Origin of the sequence: Ochrobactrum soli (genome assembly GCF_003664555.1) — a bacterium.
Lineage (GTDB): Bacteria > Pseudomonadota > Alphaproteobacteria > Rhizobiales > Rhizobiaceae > Brucella > Brucella teleogrylli.
The window spans coordinates 150752-164183 of the sequence record NZ_RCHH01000002.1; the positions used below are offsets into that span (position 1 = coordinate 150752).

Below are 13432 nucleotides of genomic sequence, written 5' to 3' on the forward strand. Positions count from 1 at the left end.
CGCAACATAGTGCATCATCGCACAAAGTGCGAAGCGGTTTTCAGGATTGCGCGGCAACAAAAAACAGCGTCGGTTCGGCGACAACAAGGCAAGCTGCCGCCCAACCGATCCAAATAGGTCCGCTCGCTGAATCACCCTCTGAGCCGAGCGGCGCAAAAGGCTGATTTGATTCACGAAATCAGGATTTTACCGGGGTTCATGATATTGAGCGGATCGAGCGCTTTTTTGATCATGCGCATATAATCGGTCGCTTCACCAAGCTCCATGGCGAGATATTTCATCTTGCCCTGACCGATGCCGTGTTCGCCTGTGCAGGTTCCTTCCATGGCCAGCGCCCGCATCACGAGCCGGTCCATGAAAGCTTCCGCGCGCTCCATTTCTTCCGGGTCTTCCGTATTGAGCAGCAGAAGCAGATGGAAGTTGCCATCGCCCACGTGACCGACGATCGGCGCGATGATGTTGCTCTCCGCCAGATCGCGTTCGGTCTCGGTGATACAATCGGCCAGACGCGAAATCGGCACGCAGAGATCGGTCGAAATGCCTTTGCAGCCGGGGCGCAGCAGCGACGAGGCGAAATAGGCGTCATGGCGTGCCCGCCACAGACGGTCGCGCTCCTCGGCGTCCTGTGTCCAGTGGAACGGTCCGCCGCCATGTCCGGCGGCGATTTCGCCGAAAATCTCGGCTTGTTCCGCAACGCCGGTTTCAGTGCCGTGGAACTCCACGAACAGATAGGGCTGCGCTTCGTAGGGCAGCTTCGAATAGAGGATCAGCGCTTCCATCTGCAACTTGTTGACCAACTCGATACGCGCCACCGGCACGCCCATCTGGATCGTATCGATCACCGCGCGACAGGCCGATTCCACATCCGGGAACGGACAGATGCCGCCGGAAATTGCCTGCGGAATGCCCTGAAGCTTCAAGGTCAGCTCCGTAATGATGCCGAGCGTGCCTTCCGCGCCGATCAGCAGGCGGGTGAGGTCATAACCGGCGGCGGTCTTCTTGACGCGCTTGGACGTTTCGATCAGGCGACCATCCGGCATGACGGCCTTCAGCGCCAGAACATTCTCGCGCATGGTGCCATAGCGAACCGCATTTGTGCCGGATGCGCGTGTCGAGGCCATGCCGCCGAGCGTCGCATTGGCGCCTGGATCGATGGGGAAGAACAGGCCGGTATCGCGCAGATATTCGTTAAGTTCCCTACGCGTGACGCCCGGCTCGATGACGCAGTCGAGATCTTCGGCATGGACGGCCAGAATGCGGTTCATATGCGTCAGATCGAGCGATACGCCGCCCGCCGCCGCATTGACCTGACCTTCCAGCGACGAACCAGCGCCGAAAGCCACCAGCGGTACGCGATGTTCGGCGCAAATGCGCACCACATCCTGCACGTCCTGCGTATTCTCAGCGAACACCACGATATCCGGCGCCTGCGTCGGCACATAGCTGGTGGTGTGGCCGTGCTGCTCACGCATGGCCTGCCCGGTCTGCGCCCGCTCGCCAAAACGCTGCTTGAGGATACCGACAACAGCGGCGATCCCCTCTTCATTGCGTGGAAGCGCGATCACATGCTCAAGCGACATTGTTCATTCTCCGGAATATTAAACAGCAGGAAGAGCCAATGCTGCCGGGTCCTGCCCCAGCTGCAAGGCGATGGCGCGCACGACGAGATTGTGATCCTCGCGCTGCGGCAAGCCCGAAACGATGGCGGCTCCAATCACACCGGCGCCCGCAACGCGGATCGGGAATCCGCCGCCCGCCAGCGCGTACTCACTTACATCCAGCGCCTTATGCGGCGCAAACATCCGGTCTTCACGATTTTGTTCCAGAACCAGGCGATAGGTCGAAGCATGGAAACGGCGCACGACATTGAACTTGCGGCGCAGCCATTCAGAATTATCCGCCGTGGTGCCGATAGTCGCCGCGAAGAACAAACGCCGGTCCCACAGCGAAATATCGATGCCCACGCCGAGCTTTTCCTTCACGGCGATATCGCGAATTCTATGGCCGAGCGCAAAAGCGTCGTTCTCGTCGAAAGACGGAAAAATCAGTGCCTGTTCCTGACGGATGATCTGCCCGATCGCCAATTTGGTGTCGTCGCCTTGCGCCACGTTTATCGCTCCATGGAAACTCAGATGGGTTTCTTGTGCCCCTTCATTCACATGTTTGCAACAGCGGATATCCACCGACGTTCATCGCCAAACTTGATTGATGGTACACAAGACGCTAGTGGAACCTTATGGCTCAGAACCCCAATATCGATGTGCCTTTGAAGGGCGACCAAATTCCCCCGTTTGTGGAGACAGCCGTGTTTAAGCGCGACGTGTTTTCCGAAACGCGCGCGGGCTATTTTGCGAACGATCCCGACACGCGCATTATCCGCCGTGTGGTGAGCGCTGCTCCCTGGTGGTCGAGCCCGCTTGCATGGATTCTCGCCCGGCGCGAAATTCGCGGTCTGAAGACCGTGCGCGGCATTGAAGGTGTGCCGCAGCTGATCGCAACGGATCGCGACGGCCTCTATCGTTCGTGGACGGAAGGCACGCCGCTGCATCTTGCGCGCCCGTCCGATCCGAAATGGTATCGCACCGCGCATCGAATCTTACGCGATATGCGCCGTCTTGGCGTCACGCATAATGATCTTGCAAAGCCACAAAACTGGCTGATGACGCCGGAAGGCGAAGCCGCTGTGATCGACTTCCAGCTTGCCAGCGTCCATCGTCGTCGTGGCGCGCTCTATCGGCTGATGGCGTATGAAGACTTCCGCCACCTCATCAAGCAGAAACGGGCATTCGCCAAGGATCTGATGACGCCGACGGAAAAGCGTATTTTGGCGCGCCGTTCGCTGCCCTCGCGCATCTGGCTCGCCACCGGCAAGAAGGTCTACAACTTCATCACACGCGGCATTTTCAGCTGGTCGGATGGTGAAGGCACGGGCGACCGTATCGACAATGAAGGCCCGGCGATTCTGGCCGCACTCAAGTCTGATCCGCGCGTCAAGGACGTGGCGCTGACGCTTTATTCGCTGCCAGCCAAAGGCGTGGGTCTCTATGCTTTTGTGGAAACGCTGGATGCGGATGAAAAAAGCCTACGGGCGCGTCTGAAAAGCCAGAAGGTGGAGCTGATCCAGCCGGTCGCGCACCTGCCGCGTCGTGAAGACGGCACCATTCGCGACGATATCCTGCGGCTGATCGCCATGAACCAGATGACGGAGCTGGACGATCTGTTGCAGCGCGAGCCGGAAATGCGCGGCCTTGTGGAAGCGCTGGCCGCCCACCGCCTGAATTTCACGGACCGGCGCGTTACTCAATTAGAGTAGTCGAATATTTTAACCGTTTCGCTGGTCTTTCAGCCACGAATCATTACATTCGGGGTCAGATGTCCGATTTTCCCGACGATATGCCGTTTTTCGGCGATGATGCACCGGCTGGCCGCGCGCCAGCTACCGGCGGTATTGCGGCGCGCGCCATGGCCGCGCGCAACCAACAGCGTGGCGAGCCTGACTACCTGAAAGGGCTGAACCCGGAACAGCGACAGGCCGTGCTGACGACCGAAGGCCCGGTTCTGGTGCTTGCGGGTGCGGGCACCGGCAAGACCCGTGTTCTGACCACCCGCATCGCCCATATCATCACCACCGGCCTTGCCTATCCGAGCCAGATTCTCGCCGTGACCTTCACCAACAAGGCCGCGCGCGAAATGAAGGAGCGTATCGGTCATCTGGTCGGCGGCGCGGTGGAAGGTATGCCATGGCTTGGCACGTTCCACTCCATCGGCGTGAAATTGCTGCGCCGCCATGCGGAACTGGTCAATCTCACATCCGATTTCACCATCCTCGATACTGACGATGTGATCCGGCTGATCAAGCAACTCATTCAGGCGGAAGGTCTGGATGACAAGCGCTGGCCTGCGCGCACTTTCGCCAATATGATCGACGGCTGGAAGAATAAGGGCTTTGGTCCCTCCGACATTCCGGAAGGCGATGCGCGCTCGTTCGGCAATGGCAAGGGCCGCGAATTGTATCAGGCCTATCAGGAGCGCCTGCGCACGCTCAACGCCTGCGACTTCGGCGATTTGCTGCTGCATCCGATCCGCATCTTCCGCAACCATCCCGATATACTGCGCGAGTATCACGCCAAGTTCCGCTATATTCTGGTGGACGAATATCAGGACACCAACACCGCGCAATATCTCTGGCTGCGCCTGCTCGCACAACGACCGCAGCCAAGAAACGCTCCTGATAGCCGTACCCCGCTTTCCTTACCTCAGGGTGAGGGTTCGCGCGTCAATCTGTGCTGCGTTGGCGATGATGATCAGTCGATTTACGGCTGGCGCGGGGCGGAAGTGGACAACATCCTGCGCTTCGACAAGGATTTTCCGGGCGCGGTTGTCATCAAGCTTGAGCGCAACTACCGCTCGACCGCACATATTCTTGGCACCGCCGCGCATCTGATCGCTCACAACGAAGGCCGCCTCGGCAAGACGCTTTTCACGGAAGCGCCAAATCCCGACGATCCGCGCGTGAAAGTGCATGCAGCGTGGGATTCGGAAGAAGAAGCCCGCGCCGTTGGAGAAGCGATCGAACAGGCGCAACGTCAGGGCCATATGCTCAACAACATGGCGATCCTCGTGCGTGCTTCCTTCCAGATGCGCGAATTCGAAGACCGCTTCGTGACGCTTGGTCTCAACTATCGCGTTATCGGCGGCCCGCGCTTCTATGAGCGGCTCGAAATCCGCGATGCGCTGGCCTATATGCGCGTCGTCGCGCAGCCAGCCGATGATCTGGCGCTGGAGCGCATCATCAATACACCGAAGCGCGGTCTGGGCGAAGCGGCCATCCGTCAGGTTCACGACTATGCTCGCGCCCGTGACATTTCGATGTTTGCTGCCGCCTGTGACCTGATCGAAACGGAAGAGCTAAAGCCAAAGCCACGCTCCGCCTTGCGCGAAGTGGTGGAAAACTTCCTCCGCTGGCAGTCGCTGCTCGACAACACATCGCATACCGAGCTTGCCGAGACGATTCTGGACGAATCCGGCTATACGGCGATGTGGCAGAACGACAAGTCGGCGGAAGCGCCCGGACGGCTGGAAAACCTCAAGGAACTGATCCGTTCCATGGAGGATTATGAAAGCTTGCGCGGCTTCCTTGAGCATATCGCTCTGGTGATGGATGCCGAACAGAATGAAGATATGGATGCGGTCAACATCATGACGCTGCATTCGGCCAAGGGTCTGGAATTCGAAACCGTATTCCTGCCCGGATGGGAAGAAGGCCTGTTCCCCCACCAGCGCGCGCTCGATGAAGGCGGACGCTCCGGGCTGGAGGAAGAACGCCGCCTCGCCTATGTCGGTGTCACCCGCGCCAAGAAAAACCTGCATATCTGGTTCGTGTCCAACCGCCGCATTCATGGCATGTGGCAATCGACCATTCCGTCGCGTTTTCTGGAAGAACTGCCGGAAGCCCATGTCGAGGTCGCCGAGCTGGAAGGCAATTACGGCGGCTATGGTGGTGGTTACGGCCAGTCCCGCTTCGACCGGGCCGATCCGTTCCAGAATAGCTATTCGACGCCGGGCTGGCAGCGCGCGCAGCAGAACCGCTCGGACGCGACCCGCAACAATTGGGGTTCACGCTCCGGCAGCCGCGTCGAGCGCGTCGGCTATGGCGAAACCGATTCCGGTTTCGGCGCCGGACGCGGTTCGGTCAAGGGCCGCACCATCGAAGGCGAACTGGTCGCGAAATCGGTTGCCGACAAGCCATCGGCATTCAAGGTCGGCGACCGCGTGTTCCACCAGAAATTCGGCAATGGCAAAGTCGCCGCCATCGACGGCAACAAGCTGACAATCGACTTCGACAAGGCCGGACAGAAGCGCGTTCTTGATGGCTTCGTGACGCCTGCCTAAACGAGACAAAAGCGCGCCGGATTATTCCGGCTTGCCCTTTTCCCATGTCACATCGCCTCTAAAGAGCGGCACGGTCGAGAGTGAAGTCTTGGCCGAACCATCCTGCACCTGCGTGGCGTGGGCGAGATAGAGCAGCGTATTGTTCTGCTTGTCGTAAATGCGGGTGATGACCAGCTTCTTCCAGATCAGGCTTGTGCGCTCGGAAAAGACCCGCTCGCCCTTCTGGCCAAGCTCGATATCGCCGATGGAAATCGGTCCGGTCTGCTCGCAGGAAATCGATGCATTGGACGGGTCTTCAAACCACTTTCCCTTTTGCAACCGGTCGATCATGCTGCGCGAGAAGGATGCGAGATGACAGGTCACGCCCTTGACCTTCGGATCGGGCACCGCATCAATGACGATATCGTTGCCGACCCAATCCACGCCAACCTTACCGACCTGTTCGGCAGTCGCCGGCAGGGCCGAGATGGCAAGAAAAGCGAAAGCGGCGAAAGTCTGCTTCATCATGTTCTCCCTGAAAACCTGTGAGGAGAAGTGGCGCGGCTGACCCGTCTTTGCAAGAGCTTACTGAAAAACACCCGCCGCCGAACCGCCTATTCCCATTTGTCGAGGAAGTCGCCAATCGCCATCGTTTGAATGTCGGGCACGGCCTCGAACAGCTTTTCGACCGGCCAGTCCCACCAGCAAAGTTTCAGCAGGCGTTCGACAATTGGATCATCGAAACGCTTGCGAATGAGTTTGGCCGGAACGCCGCCGACCACTGTATAGGGCGCGACATCCTTCGTTACGACCGCATTTGCGCCGATCACCGCACCATGACCGACCGTCACGCCCGGCGTGATAACCGCGCCATGGCCGATCCAGACATCATTGCCGATCACCACCCGTTTCGCCTGACGGCGCGCGCGAAAATCGCCATCGACGCCGAGATAGCGGAAATATTCATTGGGGCGGTAGCTCAGCTTATGCGTGGTCAACCGTTCCATCGGATGTTCCAGCGCATTGATCCGCACATTGGCCGCGATGGAGCAAAACTTGCCGATCTCGGCATAAATGCCTTCGCCGTTGCGCTCGAAATAGGTGAAGTCGCCGACTGTCACTTCGCGCAATATGACCCGCTCGCCGATATCAGCATAGCGTCCGAGCTTCGAGGATTTGAGCTGCGCGGTTGAATGAATGCGCGGCTCGCTGTTCTGGAAACGAAGATCGTCGGAATTGGCCATCAAAAGTCTCAGGGTTTTGAAGGCGACTTAAGCCGCCTGCTGCGAACTCTGTTCGCTCGATAAGTATGCCTTGATAACATTCGGCAGCACATCGTCAAACTTTGCGAGCAGCGCTGCATGAATTTGCGCCTGAAACTGCGGCTCGAACCGTTCGAAGCCCTGCACACAGCCGAACGGAGCCGAACCGTTTCGGATTTTGTCCAGCTCCTCGCCCCAATGCTTGGCTTGCACAAAGTCGAGATAAGCCAGTTCCCGTGCCGGGTGGACGGGCGTGTTATGCTCCGCAATTTCCAGATGGTTGGCGAGCGAAACAGTGTTGAACTGTTCGATATTGCGATAGCGGAACCCCACCTGCCGGTTCAGGACATCGGGGCGTTGGGCAAAGAACGAGGCCAGCGTGCTGCGTCTCAGCGGATGCGGGTGGTGATGGATGCTCAGGAACCTGTCCTTCACCCCGGCTGTGACAGCGCCTTTCCATTGCGCAAGGCGGAATTTCGGGAACGTATATTCGTATCGGGAAATCTTTCCGAGAAAGCGCCGCAGCTTGTACTTCCAGCGGGAATTTTCTGGTCGCACCCAGTCGCCATGCAATCTGGGGCGTCCGTTTTCATAAAGGTCGGACACGTCCAACGGGGCATTCAGAAAGAAATCATCGTTGGAATAGATGAAATGTTCCGAAAGGCCCGGTATGCGCCACACCGCACCTTCGATGGCTCTCGCATTAAAGGACGGACGTGCTGCGGGCAGACCTTTGAAAATATCGTCATGCGAGACAATCTGGATGAAGGACGGATCACATTTTCCCTCGGCCGCGAAAGCATCGAGCAGCCGCGGCTTCTGATTGTCGGTGATGATGAAGATACGCCGTATGAACGGCGCGAACTTAATCACCGAGGCGATATTGTAATAGATTTCGCCATTGTCGAAGTAGCGCTCGCTGGTTACCGCTTCGAAATGGGTCTTTTCGGAATCTGGCGCAAATTTCTGCCGCGAGGCCTTATGCGCCGGGTCCTGACCATCCACCCACGCGATTACGTAATCGATTTCCAATGCGGTTCTCTTGAAGTATTGCAGTTTTATAACTGAAATATAACAATCCACCGGTCGATACCAAACGAAATAGCAGACTTCCGCGTTCAACTTTGGTTGTCCGGCAAACAAAATGATTGAACAAAAATTTCAGAAATTATTGAAAACTGAGAAAAGAACCGTAGATTAGGCCCACTTAGAGCGGTTCCGGTTAAAACGGTATCGGGCAACCGCTCTATCTATTTATTTTTACGCATTATCCTACGCAAAGCCGCTACGCACTTTTGCTGGAAATGCTCTAGAAGTGCGTGATTGTAGAGCACGCGAAGGCGCGCTCAGAAATGCAGGGTTCATCGGACATGAAAAAATTTCTGCCCATCTTCATCATTGCCTTCATCGTCGTGATTGTCGGCGCTGCTGGTTTCAACATGTTTCGGGACCGTCAGGCGGCGAAGGAACCCTTCGGCGGACCGCTCAATCTCGTCACGATGGATGGACAGCCCTTTACCGAAAAAGACCTGCGCGCCACGCCTTCGGTCATTTTCTTCGGTTTCACCCATTGCCCGGATGTCTGCCCCACCACGCTTTACGAGCTTGACGGCTGGCTGAACCAGCTGGGTGCCGAAGGTCAGGACCTCAAGGCCTATTTCATCACCGTCGATCCTGAGCGCGACACGCAGGACATCATGAAAACCTATGTCGGCAATGTCTCGAAGCGCATTGTCGGCATCACCGGCACGCCGGAAAATATCGCCGACATGGTCAAGTCGTACCATGTCTACGCCAAGAAGGTTCCGGGCGAAGACGGCGAATACAGCATGGATCACACGGCATCCGTCTTCCTGCTCGACAAGGGCGGACGTTTCCGCAGCACCATCGCCTATCAGGAAAACCCGGACACCGCGCTGCAAAAGCTGAAGAACCTCGCCAAGGGCGCTTCCGCCGGCTAGTGGTCTGATTCCAACATTTGCATCCCTCGGTTCACGCGCTGAGCAAATGTTGGAATCAAAAAACCACTAGCAAGAATATGTATCTAGTGGATTTTTCGAATTTGACGTTTGAAACAGCATCTATGTCAGCCGGGATTCAAACGTCAAATTCAATCCACTAGTTCAAAGCCGCCCCCTGCTTTCTTTGGCAACCGCCCTTTGGCGGGCACGTAAATCCCAAAGATTCGAAGCGCCATTTATGTGTTCGGATGGACGCGCGGCGCTCTGACAGCTAAACAGAAGCTCTTGAACTTTTAGAGAGCTTTTTACCTCATGGCCCAGTCACGACTTTTCTTTTCGGCGAACAAGGCGGAAGCCGAGCGCGTTTACAATATTCTCGAGCAGGCTTTCGAGGATGACGGCTTTCCCATCGCCATCACCGAAATTGATGAAGACCGGCAGATTTTCGAAGTTTCGGTCTATGTCGAGGACGGCGCTGAAGAGGTCGCGGCCCGTGTGGATGAGCTTGTCGGCGCCGACAAGTTCGAAACCGAGGAACTGCCGGATATTGATTGGGTCACCCATTCGCTGGAAGGTCTGAAGCCGGTTCGCGCCGGGCGTTTCTTCGTCCATGGCTCGCATGACCGTGACAAAATAGAACCGAACGACATTCCGATTGAGATCGATGCGGGTCTGGCCTTCGGCACGGGCCATCATGGCACCACCGCTGGCTGCCTCGAACTGATCGAGGAAGTCGTTGAGAACGAACATCCAACCAATGCGCTCGATCTTGGAACCGGCAGCGCCGTGCTGGCCATCGCCATTGCAAAGCTCGCGCCGATCCCGGTCCTTGCCACCGACATCGACCCGATTGCTGTCACCGTCGCGGCAGAAAACGCCGCCAAAAATGGCGTTGCCGAGCATGTCATCACGGCGACGGCAGAAGGTTTCGACCATTCGATCTTCCGCTCCTATACGCCTTTCGATCTGATCGTCGCGAATATTCTCGCCAATCCGCTGATCGAACTTGCGCCCTCGCTGAAACAGCATCTGGCTCAGAGCGGTTCGATTGTCCTCTCCGGCATTCTGGAGAGCCAGCATGATGCAGTGCTCGCCGCCTATCAGGCGCAGGGCCTGACGCATCAAAAGACGCTGCATCGCGAAGGCTGGGTGGCGATCCATCTGAAATAATGTGATCCCGGAGACGGGACGCAAGAACGGTTATCTTCCATCTGTTGTGAGTTAGACCCATGGCTTTTCAGTCCTTTGACGTCACCACCAATCCGGCCAATGGCGCGCCCCGCGTGGCGAAGCTGCGCGAGAAAATGGCGGCCCTCAGCCTCGATGGTTTTCTGGTGCCTCGCGCCGACGAACATCAGGGCGAATATGTGCCGCCTCATGCTCAGCGCCTCGCCTGGCTGACCGGCTTTACCGGCTCGGCAGGTGCGGCCCTGATCCTGAAGAAGTCGGCCTATGTCTTTATCGACGGACGTTACGAATTGCAGGTGCGCGCGCAGACCGACTCGAAAATCTTTTCCTATGAAAGTCTGGTCAGCACGCCGCCATCCGTCTGGCTGGCCGAAAACGGCAAGGGCCTGACTATCGGTTTCGATCCATGGCTCCACACCATTTCCGAAGCCCATGCGCTTCGCGAGGCGCTGGAAAAGCAGGGCGGCACGCTGGTTCCGGTCGAAACCAATCTGGTCGATGCGGTGTGGGACGATCAGCCCGCCGCGCCAACCGCTGCCGTGACAATCCAGCCCGCACGTTTTGCGGGTCATGAAGCCGCAGACAAGATCAGGGACATGCAGAAGGCGGTCACTGCCAGCGGCGCCACGGCCACCGTTCTGACCGATCCCTCGTCGGTCGCATGGGTGTTCAACATCCGCGGCAAGGATGTTTCCAACACGCCCCTGCCCTTGAGCTTCGCCATCATTCCGGCCAAGGGCGAACCGGAAATATTCATCGACGAAGCCAAGCTTGCCATTGAGCCCCGTGCCTATCTCACCCAGCTTGCCAAGCTGTCGGCTCCCAGCAATCTGGAAGGCCATCTCAGCGCACGCGCCGCAAAGGGTGAAGCCATTCTGCTCGACCCCGCACTTGCGGCAGAAAAACTGCGCCTGATTGTCACCGGCGCAGGCGGCATTGTGATCGAAGGCAAAGACCCTGCCCGCATTCCACGGGCGGTAAAGAACAAAGCCGAGCTTGACGGTTCACGTGCCGCGCATGAGCGCGACGGCGTGGCGATGGTCAATTTCCTGTCCTGGGTCGATGCGCAAAAGCCCGGTACGCTGGATGAAATCGGCGCAGCACAAAAGCTGGAAGAATCACGCGCCAGCGCTGGACGTGACTTCCAGATGCCGCTGGAAGACGTGTCCTTCGACACGATTTCGGGCGCTGGCCCCAATGGCGCGGTGATCCATTATCGCGTCAATACCGATACCAACCGCACTCTGCAGGATGGTGAACTCTATCTGGTTGATTCCGGCGCACAATATCGCGACGGCACCACCGATATCACCCGCACGGTTCCGGTGGGCAAAATCGCGCCAGAAACCATCAAGGCTTTCACACTCGTTCTGAAAGGCGTGATTGCGATCAGCACAGCACGCTTTCCGGCAGGCACGCGTGGGCAGGATATTGATGTTCTTGCCCGTATCGCGCTGTGGAAGCACGGCTTCGATTATGCCCATGGCACCGGCCATGGCGTCGGCGCTTATCTCTCGGTGCATGAAGGACCGCAGCGGATCGCCAAGACGGGTTCGCAGGAACTTCTGCCGGGTATGATCCTCTCCAACGAACCGGGCTACTACAAGCCGGGCTCGTTCGGCATTCGTATCGAGAACCTTATCATCGTCACCGAGCCGGAACTGCCGGAAGGCGGTGACATTCCGATGATGGGCTTCGAAACGCTGACTTTCTGCCCGATTGATCGTCGTTTGATCGACAAGGCGCTTTTGACGCAGGAAGAGCTGGACTGGCTCAACAATTACCACGCCCGCGTGCGTACAAAGCTGTCAGGCCATCTGAAGGATGCGGAACGCAAGTGGCTGGAGACCGCCACCGCCCCGCTATAAGTTCAAATGGGGAAAAAATGGCGTAGCGCAATCAATAGCGCTGCGCCAGCAAAGAACATCGTCATCATGCTGACCCGCAAGGACAGGATGACGCAAACGGCCAGCACGAGCAGTTCGCGCCAGCCATGATCGGATGCGGGTGCGGCGACAATCGCCGTCAGCACAGCCGCAGGCACTGCATTCAGCGCCGCTTCCACACGATAATGCAAACGCTCAAAACGCGACAAAACCAGATGCCCGCCAATACGGGTCAGATAGGTGAAGAAGGCTGCGGCAATGATGATCCAGGTCGTGGTATCCATGGGCGTCAAACCTTCGCATTCTGCGGCTTAGCGAGAAGCGCGGCAAGCAACACGCCCCCGGCGGCCCCAAGCGTTACATGCCAGGGCGAACCGACGAATTTATAGGCGGCGATGGCAGAAATCGCGCTGACGACAACCACCTGCCACCAATGCCTGCGATGCCGGAAACTCATCACCATGCCGAGGAAGTAGATCGGCAGCAGGAAGTCGACGCCAATCGCGTAAGGATCGGAAATCAGGTCGCCGAACATCGCGCCAACCCATGTTTCCAGAATCCAGCAAATATAGGTCGTCAGCCCCAGCCCCATATACCACGAGAAGCTGATCTTCTTGCCTGCTTCGCTGCGAATCTCCACCTCCGCATATTGCGGGTCGACCAGCACGAAGAAGGCGACGGCCTTCTGCAAGAATGAAAAGTGGCGGATGCGCCGCCCTACTGTCGCGGAATAGAGCACATTGCGGAAATTGACCGCGAAGATGGAGAGAACAATCATCCATGGTGTGATATTCTGCCCGAACAGGTCGAGGCCAACCATCTGGCTGGCGCCGGCATAGAGCGATGCGCTCATAAACACCGCTTCGCCGACGGACAGGCCATTATCGATAGCGACCGCACCGAACAACACGCCGAAAGGTGAACCCGCCAGCACAATCGGCACTGCACGTTTCGCGCCTTCGATAAACTCGCTGCTCGCAGAGACCTTTGCAGGCCTGAAACCCTGGTCCACGGAATCCCCTCCTTCAGCCAAGGAGCCATTAGAGCCTGAATCAAAAAGCGGCATGTGTGTGCGAAAATGGTGATTTTCGAGTACCGGAGCGGAGCGTACTTAAGGTACGTGAGCACCGGAACGTAGAAAATTGCCATTTGCAGCCACACAGGACGACTTTTGGAACAGGCTCTTAGGCAATTCCATGACGTGTTGGAATACGTTTCCGGTAAAAATCATACAAATAGAGACGGTGCGGTCAGTTTATCTGAC

The 13432-nt window shown here is 57.5% G+C and carries 12 protein-coding genes; 5 read left to right on the forward strand and 7 right to left on the reverse strand.

The annotated features are described in order from the left end of the window. Positions 1 to 170: 170 nt before the first annotated feature. Positions 171 to 1580: an FAD-binding oxidoreductase gene (locus D8666_RS04140; RefSeq protein WP_121536368.1), complete on the reverse strand. Its 1410-nt coding sequence runs from the start codon at positions 1578 to 1580 to the stop codon at positions 171 to 173. 18 nt (positions 1581 to 1598) lie between these two features. Then, positions 1599 to 2108 (reverse strand): heme-degrading domain-containing protein, encoded by a 510-nt coding sequence (locus D8666_RS04145; protein WP_121536370.1) that lies wholly within the window; start codon positions 2106 to 2108, stop codon positions 1599 to 1601. Positions 2109 to 2236: 128 nt separating this feature from the next. Between D8666_RS04145 and D8666_RS04150 the strand changes: the two genes are divergently transcribed. After that, the gene (locus tag D8666_RS04150) at positions 2237 to 3313 is read left to right on the forward strand and encodes a serine/threonine protein kinase (RefSeq protein WP_121536372.1); all 1077 of its coding nucleotides are present in this window, start codon (positions 2237 to 2239) and stop codon (positions 3311 to 3313) included. Between the two features lie 59 nt (positions 3314 to 3372). After that, positions 3373 to 5892: an ATP-dependent helicase gene (locus D8666_RS04155; RefSeq protein WP_121536374.1), complete on the forward strand. Its 2520-nt coding sequence runs from the start codon at positions 3373 to 3375 to the stop codon at positions 5890 to 5892. A 21-nt stretch (positions 5893 to 5913) separates the two neighbouring features. On the opposite strand, the gene D8666_RS04160 is transcribed toward D8666_RS04155, so the two are convergent. The 3 genes from D8666_RS04160 to D8666_RS04170 form a co-directional block, all read right to left on the reverse strand. Then, positions 5914 to 6396, reverse strand: coding sequence for a CreA family protein (locus D8666_RS04160; RefSeq protein ID WP_121536376.1), 483 nt, complete (start codon positions 6394 to 6396; stop codon positions 5914 to 5916). Positions 6397 to 6485: 89 nt separating this feature from the next. Further along, positions 6486 to 7115 (reverse strand): DapH/DapD/GlmU-related protein, encoded by a 630-nt coding sequence (locus tag D8666_RS04165; RefSeq protein WP_121536378.1) that lies wholly within the window; start codon positions 7113 to 7115, stop codon positions 6486 to 6488. A gap of 27 nt (positions 7116 to 7142) precedes the next feature. Then, positions 7143 to 8165 (reverse strand): stealth family protein, encoded by a 1023-nt coding sequence (locus tag D8666_RS04170; RefSeq protein WP_121536380.1) that lies wholly within the window; start codon positions 8163 to 8165, stop codon positions 7143 to 7145. Positions 8166 to 8503: 338 nt separating this feature from the next. Between D8666_RS04170 and D8666_RS04175 the strand changes: the two genes are divergently transcribed. From D8666_RS04175 to D8666_RS04190, 3 genes are all read left to right on the forward strand, one after another. After that, a complete protein-coding gene (locus D8666_RS04175) occupies positions 8504 to 9094 on the forward strand; it encodes an SCO family protein (protein WP_121536620.1) in 591 nt (196 codons plus the stop codon). Between the two features lie 312 nt (positions 9095 to 9406). After that, positions 9407 to 10264 (forward strand): 50S ribosomal protein L11 methyltransferase, encoded by an 858-nt coding sequence (locus tag D8666_RS04185; RefSeq protein ID WP_121536382.1) that lies wholly within the window; start codon positions 9407 to 9409, stop codon positions 10262 to 10264. Between the two features lie 59 nt (positions 10265 to 10323). Further along, positions 10324 to 12150 (forward strand): aminopeptidase P family protein, encoded by a 1827-nt coding sequence (locus D8666_RS04190; RefSeq protein WP_121536384.1) that lies wholly within the window; start codon positions 10324 to 10326, stop codon positions 12148 to 12150. A gap of 2 nt (positions 12151 to 12152) precedes the next feature. On the opposite strand, the gene D8666_RS04195 is transcribed toward D8666_RS04190, so the two are convergent. Together D8666_RS04195 and D8666_RS04200 are read right to left on the reverse strand one after the other, a co-directional pair. Beyond that, positions 12153 to 12452 carry an AzlD family protein gene (locus D8666_RS04195; RefSeq protein ID WP_121536386.1) on the reverse strand — a complete coding sequence of 100 codons (300 nt, stop codon included), beginning with the start codon at positions 12450 to 12452 and terminating at the stop codon, positions 12153 to 12155. A 5-nt stretch (positions 12453 to 12457) separates the two neighbouring features. Next, positions 12458 to 13180 carry an AzlC family ABC transporter permease gene (locus D8666_RS04200; protein WP_121536388.1) on the reverse strand — a complete coding sequence of 241 codons (723 nt, stop codon included), beginning with the start codon at positions 13178 to 13180 and terminating at the stop codon, positions 12458 to 12460. Positions 13181 to 13432: the final 252 nt, after the last annotated feature.

What these genes read in the sequence shown, in the direction of transcription:
- D8666_RS04165 (WP_121536378.1), bottom strand. Translation starts at nt 7,115, where the DNA reads ATGGCCAATTCCGACGATCTTCGTTTCCAGAACAGCGAGCCGCGCATT.
- D8666_RS04185 (WP_121536382.1), top strand. Translation starts at nt 9,407, where the DNA reads ATGGCCCAGTCACGACTTTTCTTTTCGGCGAACAAGGCGGAAGCCGAG.
- D8666_RS04140 (WP_121536368.1), bottom strand. Translation starts at nt 1,580, where the DNA reads ATGTCGCTTGAGCATGTGATCGCGCTTCCACGCAATGAAGAGGGGATC.
- D8666_RS04195 (WP_121536386.1), bottom strand. Translation starts at nt 12,452, where the DNA reads ATGGATACCACGACCTGGATCATCATTGCCGCAGCCTTCTTCACCTAT.
- D8666_RS04190 (WP_121536384.1), top strand. Translation starts at nt 10,324, where the DNA reads ATGGCTTTTCAGTCCTTTGACGTCACCACCAATCCGGCCAATGGCGCG.
- D8666_RS04175 (WP_121536620.1), top strand. Translation starts at nt 8,504, where the DNA reads ATGAAAAAATTTCTGCCCATCTTCATCATTGCCTTCATCGTCGTGATT.
- D8666_RS04155 (WP_121536374.1), top strand. Translation starts at nt 3,373, where the DNA reads ATGTCCGATTTTCCCGACGATATGCCGTTTTTCGGCGATGATGCACCG.
- D8666_RS04160 (WP_121536376.1), bottom strand. Translation starts at nt 6,396, where the DNA reads ATGAAGCAGACTTTCGCCGCTTTCGCTTTTCTTGCCATCTCGGCCCTG.
- D8666_RS04150 (WP_121536372.1), top strand. Translation starts at nt 2,237, where the DNA reads ATGGCTCAGAACCCCAATATCGATGTGCCTTTGAAGGGCGACCAAATT.